This is a genomic window from Asticcacaulis aquihabitans (assembly GCF_032490435.1).
GTDB lineage: Bacteria > Pseudomonadota > Alphaproteobacteria > Caulobacterales > Caulobacteraceae > Asticcacaulis.
In genome coordinates this window covers 306,952-320,994 of the sequence record NZ_JAVGWM010000003.1, presented here as the reverse complement: position 1 = coordinate 320,994, position 14,043 = coordinate 306,952, and the positions used below count along the sequence as shown (strand labels likewise).

Annotated in this window: 15 protein-coding genes; 6 read left to right on the top strand and 9 right to left on the bottom strand. The window is 60.5% G+C overall.

What is annotated here, in order from left to right:
- Positions 1–70 precede the first annotated feature (70 nt).
- Complete coding sequence (locus tag RCJ00_RS12180) at positions 71–754, bottom strand: DUF484 family protein (protein WP_316222210.1); 684 nt, start codon at positions 752–754, stop codon at positions 71–73.
- Between the two features lie 107 nt (positions 755–861).
- On the opposite strand from RCJ00_RS12180, the gene RCJ00_RS12175 reads away from it, so the two are divergent.
- Positions 862–3,069: a primosomal protein N' gene (locus RCJ00_RS12175; protein ID WP_316222209.1), complete on the top strand. Its 2,208-nt coding sequence runs from the start codon at positions 862–864 to the stop codon at positions 3,067–3,069.
- Between the two features lie 11 nt (positions 3,070–3,080).
- Here the strand turns inward: RCJ00_RS12175 and RCJ00_RS12170 are convergent, their stop codons facing one another.
- The 3 genes from RCJ00_RS12170 to RCJ00_RS12160 form a co-directional block, all read right to left on the bottom strand.
- Positions 3,081–4,340, bottom strand: coding sequence for a serine hydrolase domain-containing protein (locus tag RCJ00_RS12170; protein ID WP_316222207.1), 1,260 nt, complete (start codon positions 4,338–4,340; stop codon positions 3,081–3,083).
- 123 nt (positions 4,341–4,463) lie between these two features.
- Entirely contained in the window at positions 4,464–5,234 is a 771-nt protein-coding gene (locus RCJ00_RS12165; protein WP_316222205.1) for a hypothetical protein, read from the bottom strand.
- A 117-nt stretch (positions 5,235–5,351) separates the two neighbouring features.
- A complete protein-coding gene (locus RCJ00_RS12160) occupies positions 5,352–6,104 on the bottom strand; it encodes a TerC family protein (protein WP_316222204.1) in 753 nt (250 codons plus the stop codon).
- Between the two features lie 281 nt (positions 6,105–6,385).
- Here RCJ00_RS12160 and atpH point away from each other — a divergent pair, with 281 nt between their 5' ends.
- From atpH to RCJ00_RS12135, 5 genes are read left to right on the top strand one after another with little or no spacing between them, the layout of a single operon-like run.
- A complete protein-coding gene (atpH, locus tag RCJ00_RS12155) occupies positions 6,386–6,967 on the top strand; it encodes an ATP synthase F1 subunit delta (RefSeq protein WP_316222203.1) in 582 nt (193 codons plus the stop codon).
- Positions 6,968–6,972: 5 nt separating this feature from the next.
- A complete protein-coding gene (atpA, locus tag RCJ00_RS12150) occupies positions 6,973–8,505 on the top strand; it encodes a F0F1 ATP synthase subunit alpha (RefSeq protein ID WP_316222201.1) in 1,533 nt (510 codons plus the stop codon).
- Between the two features lie 23 nt (positions 8,506–8,528).
- Entirely contained in the window at positions 8,529–9,410 is an 882-nt protein-coding gene (locus tag RCJ00_RS12145) for a F0F1 ATP synthase subunit gamma (RefSeq protein ID WP_316222200.1), read from the top strand.
- Between the two features lie 9 nt (positions 9,411–9,419).
- Positions 9,420–10,868: a F0F1 ATP synthase subunit beta gene (atpD, locus tag RCJ00_RS12140; protein WP_316222199.1), complete on the top strand. Its 1,449-nt coding sequence runs from the start codon at positions 9,420–9,422 to the stop codon at positions 10,866–10,868.
- Positions 10,869–10,870: 2 nt separating this feature from the next.
- Positions 10,871–11,152 carry an ATP synthase F1 subunit epsilon gene (locus RCJ00_RS12135; RefSeq protein WP_023456228.1) on the top strand — a complete coding sequence of 94 codons (282 nt, stop codon included), beginning with the start codon at positions 10,871–10,873 and terminating at the stop codon, positions 11,150–11,152.
- Positions 11,153–11,217: 65 nt separating this feature from the next.
- On the opposite strand, the gene RCJ00_RS12130 is transcribed toward RCJ00_RS12135, so the two are convergent.
- From RCJ00_RS12130 to RCJ00_RS12110, 5 genes are all read right to left on the bottom strand, one after another.
- Entirely contained in the window at positions 11,218–11,433 is a 216-nt protein-coding gene (locus RCJ00_RS12130) for a hypothetical protein (protein WP_316222198.1), read from the bottom strand.
- Positions 11,433–11,591, bottom strand: a complete 159-nt coding sequence (locus tag RCJ00_RS12125) for a DUF3309 domain-containing protein (RefSeq protein WP_023456226.1) — start codon at positions 11,589–11,591, stop codon at positions 11,433–11,435. The genes RCJ00_RS12130 and RCJ00_RS12125 overlap by 1 nt, the downstream gene beginning before the upstream one ends.
- Before the next feature lie 97 nt (positions 11,592–11,688).
- Positions 11,689–12,228 (bottom strand): hypothetical protein, encoded by a 540-nt coding sequence (locus RCJ00_RS12120; protein ID WP_316222197.1) that lies wholly within the window; start codon positions 12,226–12,228, stop codon positions 11,689–11,691.
- 85 nt (positions 12,229–12,313) lie between these two features.
- Complete coding sequence (locus tag RCJ00_RS12115) at positions 12,314–13,045, bottom strand: DUF6445 family protein (RefSeq protein WP_316222196.1); 732 nt, start codon at positions 13,043–13,045, stop codon at positions 12,314–12,316.
- A gap of 53 nt (positions 13,046–13,098) precedes the next feature.
- Positions 13,099–13,836 (bottom strand): GntR family transcriptional regulator, encoded by a 738-nt coding sequence (locus tag RCJ00_RS12110; RefSeq protein WP_316222195.1) that lies wholly within the window; start codon positions 13,834–13,836, stop codon positions 13,099–13,101.
- Between the last annotated feature and the right edge of the window lie 207 nt (positions 13,837–14,043).

The window sequence follows — 14,043 nt, the reverse complement described above, 5'->3', positions numbered from 1 at the left end:
TTCATAGATACGACAGGCGACCGCCAGCGGATTGGTCGACGCGGAATATTTTTAAGACAGAACCGGGTTTTTAAGACAGAACTGGCCAGCGATCCGCGACGCGTTCGACCACACGCGCGACAAAGGCGACAAGCTCGGCGCCCATATCAGGTGAAAACCCATCATAGTCCGACGAACCGAAGGCAACCAGCCCTGGACGGCCTTCGCGCCACAAGGCGATGCGCAATACGGCTGCCGACTTGACGCGCTTGACGTCGTCATCGAATAAAACGCGGCAAACGGCGTCGGGGCCAAGCAGGCTTAAGCCCGTCTCGCCGATGATGTAATCGACACCACCGTAATCGAGCGTTTTCCAGCCCAGCGGCACAGGTGCTGTGTCTTCGAGGGAAAGGGTGGCCGCGACCAGCCCAAAGCGATTGCGCGCCTCTTCCTGAAGGCGGCGAGCCAAGTCGGAATGGTTGCGGGCTTCCATCAGCGCCAGACACAGGCCGTGCGTCTGGCTTTGGGCATCGAAATTGGCCTTGGCGGTCATTTCTAGCTGGCGGCGGACGTCGAAATCTTTCAATGCCCGAGCCTCAAGACGCGACAGGGCGGCGGGACCGAAATCGATCAGATGTCTGGATTTAGGCTGAAGGCCGAGGGCTTCGAGCAAGGCCTTATCGCGCACGATATCGTCGGCATGGTCGATAAGGTGGCGGCGCAGCGCCTGCCAATTATCAAGATCAAGGGTTGTCATGCCGCCTTCCGTACTCATATCCATCACCTTAAAGGGGGTTTTCGCGTCTGTGAAGCGCTTTCCTTATCCGACTGTGACAAAGCTCTGGATTTCGTGTTAGAGGCTAAAACCATGAGTCCGCGCCCATGAGTCCGCCTGCCTTGCCCCTCTTGCCCGGGAACGGGCGCATCGCCAAAATCGTCAAGGTGGTTGTCCTGGCGCCTATGGCCGAGGCGCTCGACTACGCGATGCCCGACGGCATGCTCCTGCGGGCCGGAGAGCATGTCATGGTGCCACTTGGCCACGCCAAGGTGCGGGGGCTGGTGATCGGGCTCGAGACGCCGGATCCGGACGAAGACCTGTCGCGCATCAAGCCGGTGATGAAGAAACTCGATGATCCGGTCGTTCCGGAGGCCTCGCTGAATTTCTGGCTGTGGGCCGCCGGCTGGACCCTGACGCCGCCGGGCATATTCCTCAATGGCTGCCTGCGTGCCCTGAAAATTCCGCGGCCCGCGCCAAAGCAAGGTTACATCCTGACAGGGACCGCTCCCACGCGGCTCACCAAGGCGCGGCAAGCCGTGATGGATACGGCCCTCGTAGCCATGACGCTCGGCGATCTGGCGATGGCGGCGGGCGTATCAACGGGGGTGGTGTCGGCGCTCGAAAAGGAAGGCGTGCTGGCCAAGGTCGATTTGCCGCGCGACGAAGCCTACCCGCAGCCCGATCCCGACTTCGCACCCGCCCGGCTCAATGCCAACCAATCGGCCGCGCATCAGCTCTTGCAGATGGAGCAGGCCAAGTCCGCCTTCGCTCCTGTTCTGCTCGATGGCGTCACCGGTTCCGGAAAAACGGAAGTATATCTCGAAAGCGTCGCCGACATATTGCGGAGCGATCCGGAGGCGCAGGTGCTTGTCCTGCTGCCGGAAATTGCCCTGACCCAGGCCGTGCTATCCCGTTTGGAGGCCCGCTTCGGCGTCGAAGTGGCGCAGTGGCACGCCAATATCACCAATGGCAATCGCCGCCGCATCTGGGAAGGCGTCGCCGATGGCAAGGTCCGACTGGTCGTCGGCGCGCGGTCGGCACTGTTCCTGCCCTACCGCCGCCTGGGCCTGATCGTGGTCGACGAAGAGCATGACGGTTCCTATAAACAGGAAGAGGGCGCGCGCTACCATGCCCGCGACCTGGCGGTCTTCCGCGCGCGGCTCGATGGCGCCATGGTGATTCTGGCCTCGGCCACGCCGTCGTTGGAAACCCTGACCAATGCCGAAAAAGGCCGGTACGCCTGGGTGAGGCTGGACCAGCGGCACGGCACGGCGCAGTTGCCGGACATTTCGCTTATCGACATGAAGCAGCATCCGCCGGAACGGGGGCAGTGGTTGTCCGATCCGCTGGTCGGAGAAATTCTGGCCACGCTGATGCGCAAAGAGCAGGTGCTTCTCTTTCTAAATCGGCGTGGTTACGCCCCCCTCGTCCTGTGCAAGGCGTGCGGCGAGAAGATGATGTCGCCCAATACCGATTCCTGGCTGGTCGAGCATCGCGCCTCTGGGCGGCTGGTTTGCCATCTGACGGGCTTTTCGATGCGAAAGCCTGCCACCTGTCCGCATTGCGGGGCCAAGGATAGCCTGATTTCGGTCGGCCCTGGCGTCGAACGAATCCTGGAGGAGGTGCATAGCCGATTCCCCGACGCGCGAGCCGAGGTCTTCAGTTCCGACACGACGCCCGATGCGGCGTCTTCGGCAGCGCTGATCAAGCGCATCGAAGACGGTGAGATCGATATCGTCATCGCCACCCAAGCGGCCGCCAAGGGGCACAATTTTCCCAACCTGACCCTGGTTGGTATCGTTGACGCCGATCTGGGTCTGAAAGGGGGAGACCTGCGCGCGGCGGAACGGACGTTCCAGTTGTTGGCTCAGGCAACTGGGCGGGCGGGACGCAAACTGAAACCCGGCCGCGCCGTTCTGCAAACCTATACGCCCGAACATGCGGTCATGCAGGCCCTGGCCGCCCAAGACCGCGACGCCTTTTACGCCTATGAATCCATGTCTCGGGAAATCGCGAAATTTCCGCCGTTCGGCCGGCTGGCCGCGCTCATTCTGAGCGCCAAGGACCAGAGCTTACTCAACAAGTTTTCGCGTGAGCTGGCCCTCTTCATTCCCAATACCGAGGGGGTGGATGTCTATGGTCCGGCGGACGCGCCGCTTGCTCTGGTGCGGGGCCAATGGCGCAAGCGTTTCCTGGTTCGCGCCGACCGTAACCGCGACCTCCAGGCCTTTGTCACCCACTGGCTGGCCGCCATAAAGCGGCCCAATGCGGTACGGCTGGTGGTCGATATCGACCCATACAGCTTCTTGTAATCTCCTTGTAATCAGGCCGCGAGGCCGAGCGCCAAGGCTTCATTACGCAACGCCCTAAGCGACGGCATGAAGTTGCCCGAATTCGCCCCATCGCAATTGAACAGAACCGCCATCGTGACCTGCTGAAGCGGGAATGTCAGAAGCTGGCCCGTAAAGCCATTGATACGGCCGCTGTGTGCGAAGACGGGCCGCCCGCCGATCATACCCAGCCTTTGCCCCAGCCCATAGCCGGGATAGGCTGGGTAGTCGCGATCGAGCGCATAGCTGTCATTTTTGAGCTTCATCGGCGTCAGCATGGCGATCAGGCTGTCGGGTTTGAGAATCTTGCCCGCAAGCAGGGCGGCGTGCCAGCGGCACAAGTCCTCGCTGGTCGAACGCAGGCCGCCCGATCCGCCGGCAAAGCTGGGCGATACGGGCCGGACTATGCCGAAGCCAAAGCGGCTGGCGCGATGGCCGTCGCACAGATCGTCATCGGCCGTAACCACCGGGTCGAGCGCCGTTCGTGTCATGCCCGCCGGATCAAACAGATGATGTTGCGCAAAGGCGCCGAAGGGCAGGCCGCTCAGGCGCTCAACGATAATGCCGAGGAGGGCGAAGCCCGTATTGCTGTAGACCCACTTCACACCAGGCGGGCAGCGGAAGATCGGCGCGGCCGCTTTCAAGGCCTCAAGCAGGCCTTGCTGGGTATAATCACGCGTCTGGGCCGCCGTCAGCATGTCGGCGTGGCGGCCACTTAGGTAATCATCGAGACCGGCAGTGTGGCTAAGCATCTCGCGCAAGGTCATATCTGGCGCACGGGGAAAATCCGGAATGAAGCGGGCCAGTGGATCGTCGAGGTGCAACTTGCCCTGCTCTGCCAGCAGCAGAATGGCGGCGGCAGTAAATTGCTTGCTGATGGAGGCGATACGAAAGCCAGTCTGGGGCGTAACGGCGTGGCGTGGCGTCAGCCGGGCCTGCCCGAAGGCATTGGCGTAGAGCAGGACACCCGCCTTCATGACGCTGAGCGACAGGCCCGGCGCGGCGCGCGTGTCGATCATGCGCTGGCCCAGCGCATCCAGGCTGGGCCATACCTTCAGGGGAGCCGCGGGCGGTTCGCTACGGATCTGTACAATTGGCTTGGCCGGCGTTTCAATCCGCGAATGCGTCTTCCAATTGGCCAGAACCCCCAGGGTGGCAACCCCCGCCGTCAGACCACTAGCAACGCCCGTCAAAACGTCGCGGCGCATCAACAGGGCGCGGTCAGGGCTGGGGCGTGAGGATTGGGCGGTCATTCTGATCCAGGTCAAGCAACGGGCGCAAGTGTTCGCCGAAGATCGCCATTTCGTAAAGCGGCAAATCGGTAAATTTATCGGTGATTGCTACAGAATGCACCCAAGGGCTTGCCAAGCGTCGCTTCAGGCGACGACGGAAACCAGGCCTCCGGCGGACACCGCCTGCGCGCCCGTGCCGTTTTCCAGATTGGCCAGCTCCTTTTCGAGAGCCTTCATGGCGGTGTCGGCCTCGTCGGTATCGTTGCTTTGCCCCAGTCCGGCCTTGGCATGGGCAAGTAGCTCCTTAAGCTTCTGCTTCAACGCCTTAACGCCGGTGAGGAAGTCGGCATCCTCCTGCTTTTCGGCGGCTGCCTTTCCGCTCTTAGCAGCTTGCGAATTCAGCGCGTCGATGGCTTTGTCGTACGGGTTTTTTGTCTCGCTCGTTTTATCATCCCCCGCCTTCGAATCAGTCGATGGGGCGTCACTTGCCGTCTCGGCATCCCCTGGCGCCGCTTGCGCGGCGGCGGCGCCCTTTTGCGTCGCGTCACTGGATGGCGTATCGGTGTTTGACGACGAGGCGGTGCCGACATCGGCAGCCGATCCTCCGGCTGCAACATAGGATTTGACGGCGGCGGCCAATTCCTTGGCAATTTGGGCGACCTGGCGAGCGACACCTGCCGGATTTCCGACACTGCTCATCTGCAACAGTTTCAAGCGTTGCTTCAGCATTTCGACTTTCTGGCGAGCCATCGCATTGGCTTGAGCGCGCTGATCCGTGCGCGAATTGGCCATGGCCTTGATGACATCCTTGGCGGTTTGCAGCTTGGCGGCCGCCTCCGCCTGGCGCGCCTGTTCGCGCGGCGTCAGGTCTTTGGTCGCGACAGGGGTTACGGAAGTGGGCAGGCGAATGTCCATGGCGCCATATTACTCGTCGTGTGATTAACCCTTTGTTGACCGGGCACGAAAACGCCCCCGCCGGAGAGCGGGGGCGTGCTATTTCTGCGTACGGGTCAGCGTGCGGAATGACTAACCCTAATGCGAATCCCCCGCTCGCTTCTTGGCGCGACCGCGGGCGAACATCTGCAGCGCCTCGACGAAACCGGCGAAAGCCATGGCGGCATAGATATAGCCCTTTTCGATATGGGCGCCGAAACCTTCGGCGACCAGGACGACACCAATCATCAACAGGAAGCCCAGGGCCAGCATGACGATGGACGGGTGGCGGTTGATGAAGGCCGAGATCGGGCCGGAGGCGACGAACATCAGGAAGACGGCGATCAGCACCGACACGATCATGATCGGCAGGTGGTCGGTCATGCCGACGGCTGTCAGGATGGAATCGATCGAGAAGACGAGGTCAAGCATGAGAATTTGCGCAATGGCGGCCGCGAAGCCCAACGACTTGCCCGCCTGCGGCTTATTGTCGCCCTCGCCATGAGGGCCCTCGGCGGCATGGTTGATTTCGCTTGTGGCCTTGTAAAGCAGAAACAGGCCACCCGCGACCAGGATGATGTCACGCCAGGAAAAGCCGTGATTGAACAGGAAGATGACCGGATCCTTTAGGGCGGCCAGGCTCGACAGGGTGAACAGGAGAGCGATACGCATCAGAAGCGCGCCGGACAAGCCGATGGCCCGTGCGCGCGCCCGCATGTTTTCGGGAAGCTTATTTGTCAGGATGGAAATAAAAATCAGATTGTCGATACCGAGCACGACTTCCATAACGACGAGTGTCAACAGGGCAGCCCAGGCGGCGGGATCGCTCGCGAGCGCGGTGATGGCATCCATAAATCAGGTTCCTCAGAGTAAAGGTTATAATTAGCCTTACATGTAGAAATAGAAGGCCCTCGCTAAATCTCAAGGCGCGCAGCCAAAAGATATTGTCCGCCATCGTGTAAACTTGGATTTGCCGTCCTGTTAAAGTCGGGTTTGAGGCAAGAATCTGTCCCTCGTTGGTTGCGATGGCAGAATCCCTATGCTAAGGAGCCCGCGGTTCAAGTCAGAGGCGGCGCTATGTTCTGCGCCCGTGAGCTTGTGCCCATTAATCAGAAGCAAATTTGGATCTTATCGTGCCAAGCACCACAAGTGATCAATATCGGGAAACGGAAGCCGGCGAACGCTACGCCCGCGCCGCCTTCGACCTCGCCCAGGACACAGGCGTCCTCGATGTCGTGCATGGCGACGTGGCGAATTTGAAGGCGCTCCTTATCGCCAGCGGCGAATTGCGCACTTTTGTCGGCAGCCAGGTCTACAAGTCGGATGTCAAGCTGAAAGGCCTTCTGGCCGTAGCAACAGCGAAGAAGGGCGCGGGGCTGACGCTTAGCCCGCTGACCGAAAAAATCCTGGGTGTCCTGGCCGCCAATGGCCGCCTTGGCGACCTGTTTCCATTTATCAACGCGTTTAACGCGCTGTATGCCGCCCACAAGGGTATCGTCAGCGCCGAGGTTACATCGGCTGTCGCCCTGTCGGACGTTCAGCTCGAAGACCTCAAGAAGACCCTGGCCAAGACCCTTGGTCACTCCGCCGATATCAGCACGACTGTTGATCCGGCCATCCTGGGCGGCCTTAAGGTCCGCGTAGGTTCGCGTCTTTTCGACGCTTCGCTCAAGACCAAACTTGATTCCCTCAAATTCGCCCTTAAGAGAGCGTAAAATCCATGGACATTCGTGCAGCCGAAATCTCGGCCATCCTCAAGCAACAAATCGCTGGTTTCGGTGAAGAAGCCGATGTTTCCGACGTAGGTTCGGTTCTGTCGGTCGGCGACGGTATCGCCCGTGTCTACGGCCTCGACAAGGTTCAGGCCGGTGAAATGGTGCTGTTCCCCGCCGCTGGCGTCAAGGGCATGGCCCTGAACCTGGAAAAGGACAATGTCGGTGTCGTTATCTTCGGTGAAGACCGCGAGATCAAGGAAGGCGACGAAGTTCGCCGCCTCGGCGAAATCGTCGACGTGCCGGTCGGCAAGGGCCTGCTCGGCCGCGTCGTCAATCCGCTGGGTGAGCCGATCGACGGCAAGGGCCCGATTGTTGCGACCGAGCGCCGCCGGACCGACCTGAAGGCGCCTGGCATCATCCCGCGCAAATCGGTTCACGAACCCGTTCAGACCGGTATCAAGGCCATCGACACCCTGATCCCCGTCGGCCGTGGCCAACGCGAACTGATCATCGGTGACCGTCAGACCGGCAAGACCGCCGTCGCCATCGACGCCATCCTGAACCAAAAGGCTGCCAACGAAGGCACCGACGAAAACGCCAAGCTGTACTGCGTTTACGTTGCCATCGGCCAGAAGCGTTCGACCGTCGCCCAGATCGTCAAGGCTCTGGAAGAAAACGGCGCCCTGGAATACACCATCGTTGTCGTCGCCTCCGCGTCCGAACCCGCTCCGCTGCAATACCTGGCGCCGTTCGCCGGTTGCGCCATGGGTGAATATTTCCGCGACAACGGCATGCACTCTCTGATCATCTATGACGATCTGTCGAAGCAAGCCGTCGCCTATCGTCAGATGTCGCTGCTGCTGCGCCGTCCGCCCGGCCGCGAAGCCTATCCGGGCGACGTCTTCTACCTGCACTCCCGCCTGCTGGAACGTGCCGCCAAATTGAACGAAGAAAACGGTTCGGGCTCCATGACCGCCCTTCCGATCATCGAAACCCAGGCCAACGACGTGTCGGCCTACATTCCGACCAACGTGATCTCGATCACCGACGGCCAGATCTTCCTCGAAACCGACCTGTTCTATCAGGGCATCCGTCCGGCCGTTAACGTTGGTCTGTCGGTGTCGCGCGTCGGTTCGTCGGCCCAGATCAAGGCGATGAAGCAAGTCGCCGGCGCCATCAAGGGCGACTTGGCCCAGTATCGCGAAATGGCCGCCTTCGCCAAGTTCGGCTCCGATCTCGATGCCGCCACCCAGCGCCTGCTGGCCCGTGGCGCCCGCCTGACCGAGTTGCTGAAGCAGCCGCAATATTCGCCGCTGAAGGTCGAAGAGCAGGTCGCGGTTATCTATGCCGGTACGCGCGGTTACCTCGATAACGTCGCCGTCTCTGACGTCGGCCGTTACGAAAAGGAACTGCTGTCCAGCCTGCGTACGCGTCACGCCGACCTTCTGACCGCGATCCGCGACAAGAAAGCCCTGTCGCCGGAACTCGAAGGTCAGCTGAAGACGATCGTCGCCGATTTCACCTCCAACTTCGCCTAAACCCGGAAAGTTAGTCACACAAAATGGCAAGCTTAAAGGACATGCGCACTCAGATCGGAAGCGTGAAAGCCACGCAGAAGATCACGAAAGCGATGCAGATGGTGGCGGCCGCCAAGCTGAAGCGGGCACAGGACTCGGCGGAAAACGCCCGTCCCTACGCCAAGCGTATGGCGGCGGTCATCGCTAACCTGGCTAAGGGCATCACCGGCGATTCTGCGCCGCAGATGCTGGTCGGCAACGGCTCCACGACGAACCAGCTGGTGGTCGTGGCGACCGCTGACCGTGGTCTGGCCGGCGGTTTCAACTCGAACATCGTCCGTGCCGCGCGCGAATACATCCAGTCGCAAACCGCGGCCGGCAAGAAGGTGCGCCTCATCACGATCGGCCGTAAGGGCCGCGACCAGTTGAAGCGCCAGTTCAGCAGCCAGATCGTCGAAAGCTTCGACCTGTCCGGCACCAAGGTGCTGACGATCGATGTGGTCGCACCAATTGCCGACCTCATTGCCCGCGAATTTTCCGAAGGTCGCGCCGATGTCGTGACCCTCTTCTATTCGCGGTTCCAGTCGGTCATCGCCCAGGTGCCGAGCGCCAAGCGCCTGATTCCGGCGGATGTTGACCTGTCCGCCGCCGCCGACACAGGCGGGGTGCAACCGGTCTATGAGTATGAGCCGTCCGAGGAGGAAATCCTCGAAACGCTTTTGCCGCGTAATCTGTCAGTGCAGCTTCTGGCCAGCCTGTTGGAAAACAATGCGGGCTTCTATGCCTCCCAGATGAGTGCCATGGATAACGCCACGCGTAACGCCGGCGAAATGATCAATGCCATGACCTTGAAATATAACCGTAAACGCCAGGCCCAGATCACGACCGAACTGATCGAGATCATCGCCGGCGCCGAAGCCCTGTAGGAACGAACCATGTCCGCACCACAAAAGATCACTGCTGCCAAAGGCAAGATCACCCAGATCATCGGCGCCGTCGTTGACGTCTCCTTTGAAGGCGGCATGCCCGCCATTCTGAACGCCCTGGAAACCACCAACGCCGCCACCGGCGCGCGGCTGGTTCTGGAAGTCGCTCAGCACCTGGGTGAAAACACCGTCCGCACCATCGCCATGGACGCCACCGAAGGCCTCGTCCGCGGCCAGGACGTCGCGGACCTTGGCACCCCCATCACGGTTCCGGTTGGCCCCGCCACACTCGGCCGCATCATGAACGTCATCGGCGAGCCGATCGATGAAGCCGGTCCGATCGAAACCAAGTTCTTCAACCCGATCCATGCCGACGCCCCGGCCTTCGCCGACCAAGCCACTTCGGCCGAACTGCTCGTCACCGGCATCAAGGTCATCGACCTGATCTGCCCGTACGCCAAGGGCGGCAAGATCGGCCTGTTCGGCGGCGCCGGCGTCGGCAAGACTGTCACCATCCAGGAACTGATCAACAACATCGCCAAGGCCTACGGCGGTTATTCGGTGTTCGCCGGCGTCGGTGAACGGACCCGCGAAGGCAATGACCTCTATCACGAAATGATCGAGTCCAAGGTGAACGAGCATGGCGGCGGGGGCACCTCGCGCTGTACGCTGGTTTACGGCCAAATGAACGAGCCTCCCGGCGCCCGCGCCCGCGTCGCTCTGACCGGCCTGGCTCAGGCTGAATATTTCCGTGACGTCGAAGGCAAGGACGTTCTGTTCTTCGTCGACAACATCTTCCGCTTTACCCAAGCCGGCTCCGAAGTGTCCGCCCTGCTGGGTCGTATTCCGTCGGCCGTTGGCTATCAGCCGACCCTGGCCACCGAAATGGGCCGCCTGCAGGAACGCATCACCTCGACCAACAAGGGCTCGATCACTTCGGTTCAGGCCGTGTACGTCCCGGCCGACGACTTGACCGACCCGGCCCCGGCCGCTTCGTTCGCCCACTTGGACGCCACGACCGTTCTGTCGCGTTCGATTGCCGAACAAGGCATCTATCCCGCCGTCGATCCGCTCGACTCGACTTCGCGTATCCTCGATCCGCGCGTCGTTGGTCAGGAACACTACGAAACCGCTACGCGCGTTCAGGAAATCCTGCAGCAGTACAAGGCGCTGAAGGACATCATCGCCATCCTCGGCATGGACGAACTGTCGGAAGAAGACAAGGCGACCGTCGCCCGCGCCCGCAAGATCCAGCGCTTCATGTCGCAGCCCTTCCACGTGGCCGAAATCTTCACCGGCACCCCGGGGGTTCTGATGTCGATCGAAGACACCATCAAGGGCTTCAAGGGCATCTGCAACGGTGACTACGATCACCTGCCGGAAGCCGCCTTCTACATGGTCGGCACCATCGAAGACGCCATCGCCAAGGCTGAAAAGCTGGCCGGCGAAGGTAAGTAATCATGGCCGATACGGATAAGCTGCACGTATCCCTGGTGACGCCCGAACGCGAACTGTTCGCGGGTGAGGTCGATCAGGTCGTGGCTCCGGGCGTCGAAGGTGAATTCGGCGTCCTGGCGCACCACGCACCGTTCATGACCACATTGGCAGAGGGTGATGTCGTCATCCTCGACGGCACCACCAAGCGCGTCTTTCAGGTGCGCGGCGGTTTTGCCGACGTGAACGAAGACGGGATGACCATCCTGGCTGAACACGCCAATGAATATGGCGAGACGGTTCAGTAGGCTTTGAAAAGCGTTGAGTGGTGAGAGTTAAAAAGCCTGCCGGATTGCTCCGGCAGGCTTTTTTTCTAGTTTGTCTTCTTTTCGATAGCGTCACCGGCTTTTTCGACGGGATTGCGGTCGCCCAGTTGATCGGCGGCCTTTTTAGGCCCCTGCGGTAAGGTTTCAATGGCGTCGCCGACACGCTCGGTGCCGCTGCGCCTATCGGGTACGTTCAGCACGACAACGGCCAGAATGATAATAATCGCTGCAGCCGCCAGCAGATAAATGGCTTTGCTGTTCATTATATTCGCCCCGTCAGAACCAGAATGATGACGATAACGGCGACCAAGCCCAGACCGCCGCTCGGACCATACCCCCAGCTGCGGCTATGCCCCCAGGTCGGCAAAGCGCCGACAAGGAGCAGGACTAGAATAATGATCAGTATTGTACCCAAAGACATAACAGCCTCCCTTGAATTAGTTTCAAAAGGGCGAGCCTATTGACGCGCACGTAAGGATAACATGCGCGTCTGGGCGGCAATTTATAAAGGCGTTACGTTATTGGCCTTCATTCAAAATGAACGCAGGCCCAAGTTCCAGCGTCTTGACGGCGCCGCCCAGGGATAACGACAGCGCGGTCTTTTCGGCGGCATAATCGTCATTTGCGACGCCAGTGATCGACAGCAACTGCCACGACGTCGTAACGGTGATGAAGCCTTGCTGAATGGCCGGCGAATAGGGCGCGGCATTGATCTGGATCACGGCCGGAACCTGAACCGTGGCGGCCGGATCTTTCGACACCAGCTTGGCGTAGATGCCGACCACGATCTTGTCACCCTTCTTGTAAGCGCTTGTCACCGGCAAGGATGCGCCCACATCCCATGCGTTTTGTGTCGGTGCGGTGATAACGACCTGCATAGCCCCGCCACCCTGGACGTCTTTGTCCTTATGCGCCTTATGCGTCTGCGCGGCGCCGTACACGTTCCAGAACTGAGCGCCCGGCTGGTTGAGAACGACCGGATTATCGGCCGTCTGAGCCATAACCGGCGTAGTGACGCAAGCCAGAACAAGCGCCGAAAGCATGATGGATATCTTCATCTGTGATTATACTCCCCGAGAGGCGTTTCGCCTGCCGGTCATTGAACGCCGGCTAGGGCTTATCAGAACACGGATCGATCCGTTGTCAAGATGGGCTTTGGGTCGGTTTCTGAATGTCGACGAAACTGTTAGCGGTCAAGCGGCCTACCGCGGGGTCGGCGCTGAGGTTAGCCCCTTCCAGAAGTCCGGAATGAAGCACATGACTGCGGTAGATGATCAAACGGTTGAATTTCAACGGTGCAAAGTCGATCTGCTCGAAATTGGGCGTTTCATCATTGACGTGTCGCGTCAGATCCGCCCCGGAGGCCTCGAGTTCCACGGCCGCCTGTTCGACATAGGCGGCGCGGCGGCGACCGTCGACCCCTTCGAAACCTGTGGCCTTGTGCCGAAAAAATGCCGTGCCGCCCGCCATATCCCGGCACAGGTAATGGACCATGGCGATGCGGAACGGATCGGGAGAATCGTGATGCGGAACCTTCTGGATTGGCTCGAGCTCTTCGGGCGCCTGCGTGGCCAGGGCGAAAAATCCAAATAAGGTTTTGGGCAGATGCGCCGGCATGCCGAACGCCCGCGCCAGCAGGGGGTTGACAGCCGCCAGGATCCCATTGGCATAATAGGCCGGAAGCGGCGCATTGAGCCCCGGATAGCGGGTATGAGGCGGTGGAGTAAAATCAGCCAAAAGCGCCGCCGCGACCAGGGCTTCCGGCTCGGCAAGGACGTCGTCGATAATCAGCAGCGGATGGCCCTCACGGCCAACACGTCGCAACTCCATGCGGGCATCGGAATTCAGGCGCAGAACGGCGGTGGTATCGGACATGACTTTAGAGATACTCCGCCGCATACCGGCAATCTGAGGCAGCGGCCCGGTAGTTAGGCACGGTTCAGTTCGGCAACCACGTCATAGGCGTCACCGCGGTACCAGCTCTGGGTAAATTCGGCGGCACGGCCATCGGCCAGGAACCCACGTCGTTCGATGAACAGGCCGGCGTCGCCGGGACGAATGCTGAGAATTTCCGCCTGCTCGGGCGTGAAGGACACGGCCCGCAGACGCTGCAGGGCCCGGACCGGGCGGTTGCCGGCGACATCCAGGGCGGCATAGAGGGAATTTTCCACCGCCGCCAGGTTCGGCAGGCAGTAGCCGGGTATGGTCGATGTTTCAAGCGCCATGGTCTGACCGTCGGCAAAACGCAGGCGCTGAAACCTGTACACCAGCGTGCCAGGCGACAGTCCAAGTGACAAGGATTCCTCCGGCGTCACCGCCCCTGCCGACTTTGACAGCCACTGGCTGTGCGGCACGCGACCGCGGGATATCATGTCTTCGGAAAAGGAGCTCAGTTTTGAGAAGCTTTTTTCGACCCGGGACGCCACGAAAGTGCCCGCCCCGCGACGGCGCGTAATCAGGCCTTCGTTAACCAGGCCGTCGACGGCCTTTCGTACGGTCAGGCGGGACACACCGAATTCCTCGGCCAGGTCGCGTTCAGGTGGAATTGCGGCTTCTGGGCTCAACAGGCGTGATAGGATGGCATCACGCAGAATTTTTTGCAGTTGCATATACAACGGCGCGGGATCGTCGCTGACCAGCCCCCCAACGGTATCGATAAAAGACATGCGCCCTCCCCGAGCGATTTAGGTCCGGTTTTGCTTGAGCGCGTTGATTGGTGCGCCGATTGTAATGCGTGGACCAGCACAACCCGCCCCAGCTGTGACTCCGTTGACGGATAGGACAGTATTATTCCATTGGTATGGTTCCGTCAAATCCTTTGTCCATGATACCCGCAAGGGAAATTCTTCATATTACAGGTAAATGCCGCACGC

Coding starts and splice junctions, on each gene's coding strand:
- RCJ00_RS12115 (WP_316222196.1), bottom strand. CDS start 13,045: ATGTCCGATACCACCGCCGTTCTGCGCCTGAATTCCGATGCCCGCATG.
- RCJ00_RS12120 (WP_316222197.1), bottom strand. CDS start 12,228: ATGAAGATATCCATCATGCTTTCGGCGCTTGTTCTGGCTTGCGTCACT.
- RCJ00_RS12125 (WP_023456226.1), bottom strand. CDS start 11,591: ATGTCTTTGGGTACAATACTGATCATTATTCTAGTCCTGCTCCTTGTC.
- RCJ00_RS12145 (WP_316222200.1), top strand. CDS start 8,529: ATGGCAAGCTTAAAGGACATGCGCACTCAGATCGGAAGCGTGAAAGCC.
- RCJ00_RS12165 (WP_316222205.1), bottom strand. CDS start 5,234: ATGGACATTCGCCTGCCCACTTCCGTAACCCCTGTCGCGACCAAAGAC.
- RCJ00_RS12180 (WP_316222210.1), bottom strand. CDS start 754: ATGAGTACGGAAGGCGGCATGACAACCCTTGATCTTGATAATTGGCAG.
- RCJ00_RS12130 (WP_316222198.1), bottom strand. CDS start 11,433: ATGAACAGCAAAGCCATTTATCTGCTGGCGGCTGCAGCGATTATTATC.
- RCJ00_RS12170 (WP_316222207.1), bottom strand. CDS start 4,340: ATGACCGCCCAATCCTCACGCCCCAGCCCTGACCGCGCCCTGTTGATG.
- RCJ00_RS12175 (WP_316222209.1), top strand. CDS start 862: ATGAGTCCGCCTGCCTTGCCCCTCTTGCCCGGGAACGGGCGCATCGCC.
- atpD (WP_316222199.1), top strand. CDS start 9,420: ATGTCCGCACCACAAAAGATCACTGCTGCCAAAGGCAAGATCACCCAG.
- RCJ00_RS12110 (WP_316222195.1), bottom strand. CDS start 13,836: ATGTCTTTTATCGATACCGTTGGGGGGCTGGTCAGCGACGATCCCGCG.
- RCJ00_RS12135 (WP_023456228.1), top strand. CDS start 10,871: ATGGCCGATACGGATAAGCTGCACGTATCCCTGGTGACGCCCGAACGC.
- atpA (WP_316222201.1), top strand. CDS start 6,973: ATGGACATTCGTGCAGCCGAAATCTCGGCCATCCTCAAGCAACAAATC.
- RCJ00_RS12160 (WP_316222204.1), bottom strand. CDS start 6,104: ATGGATGCCATCACCGCGCTCGCGAGCGATCCCGCCGCCTGGGCTGCC.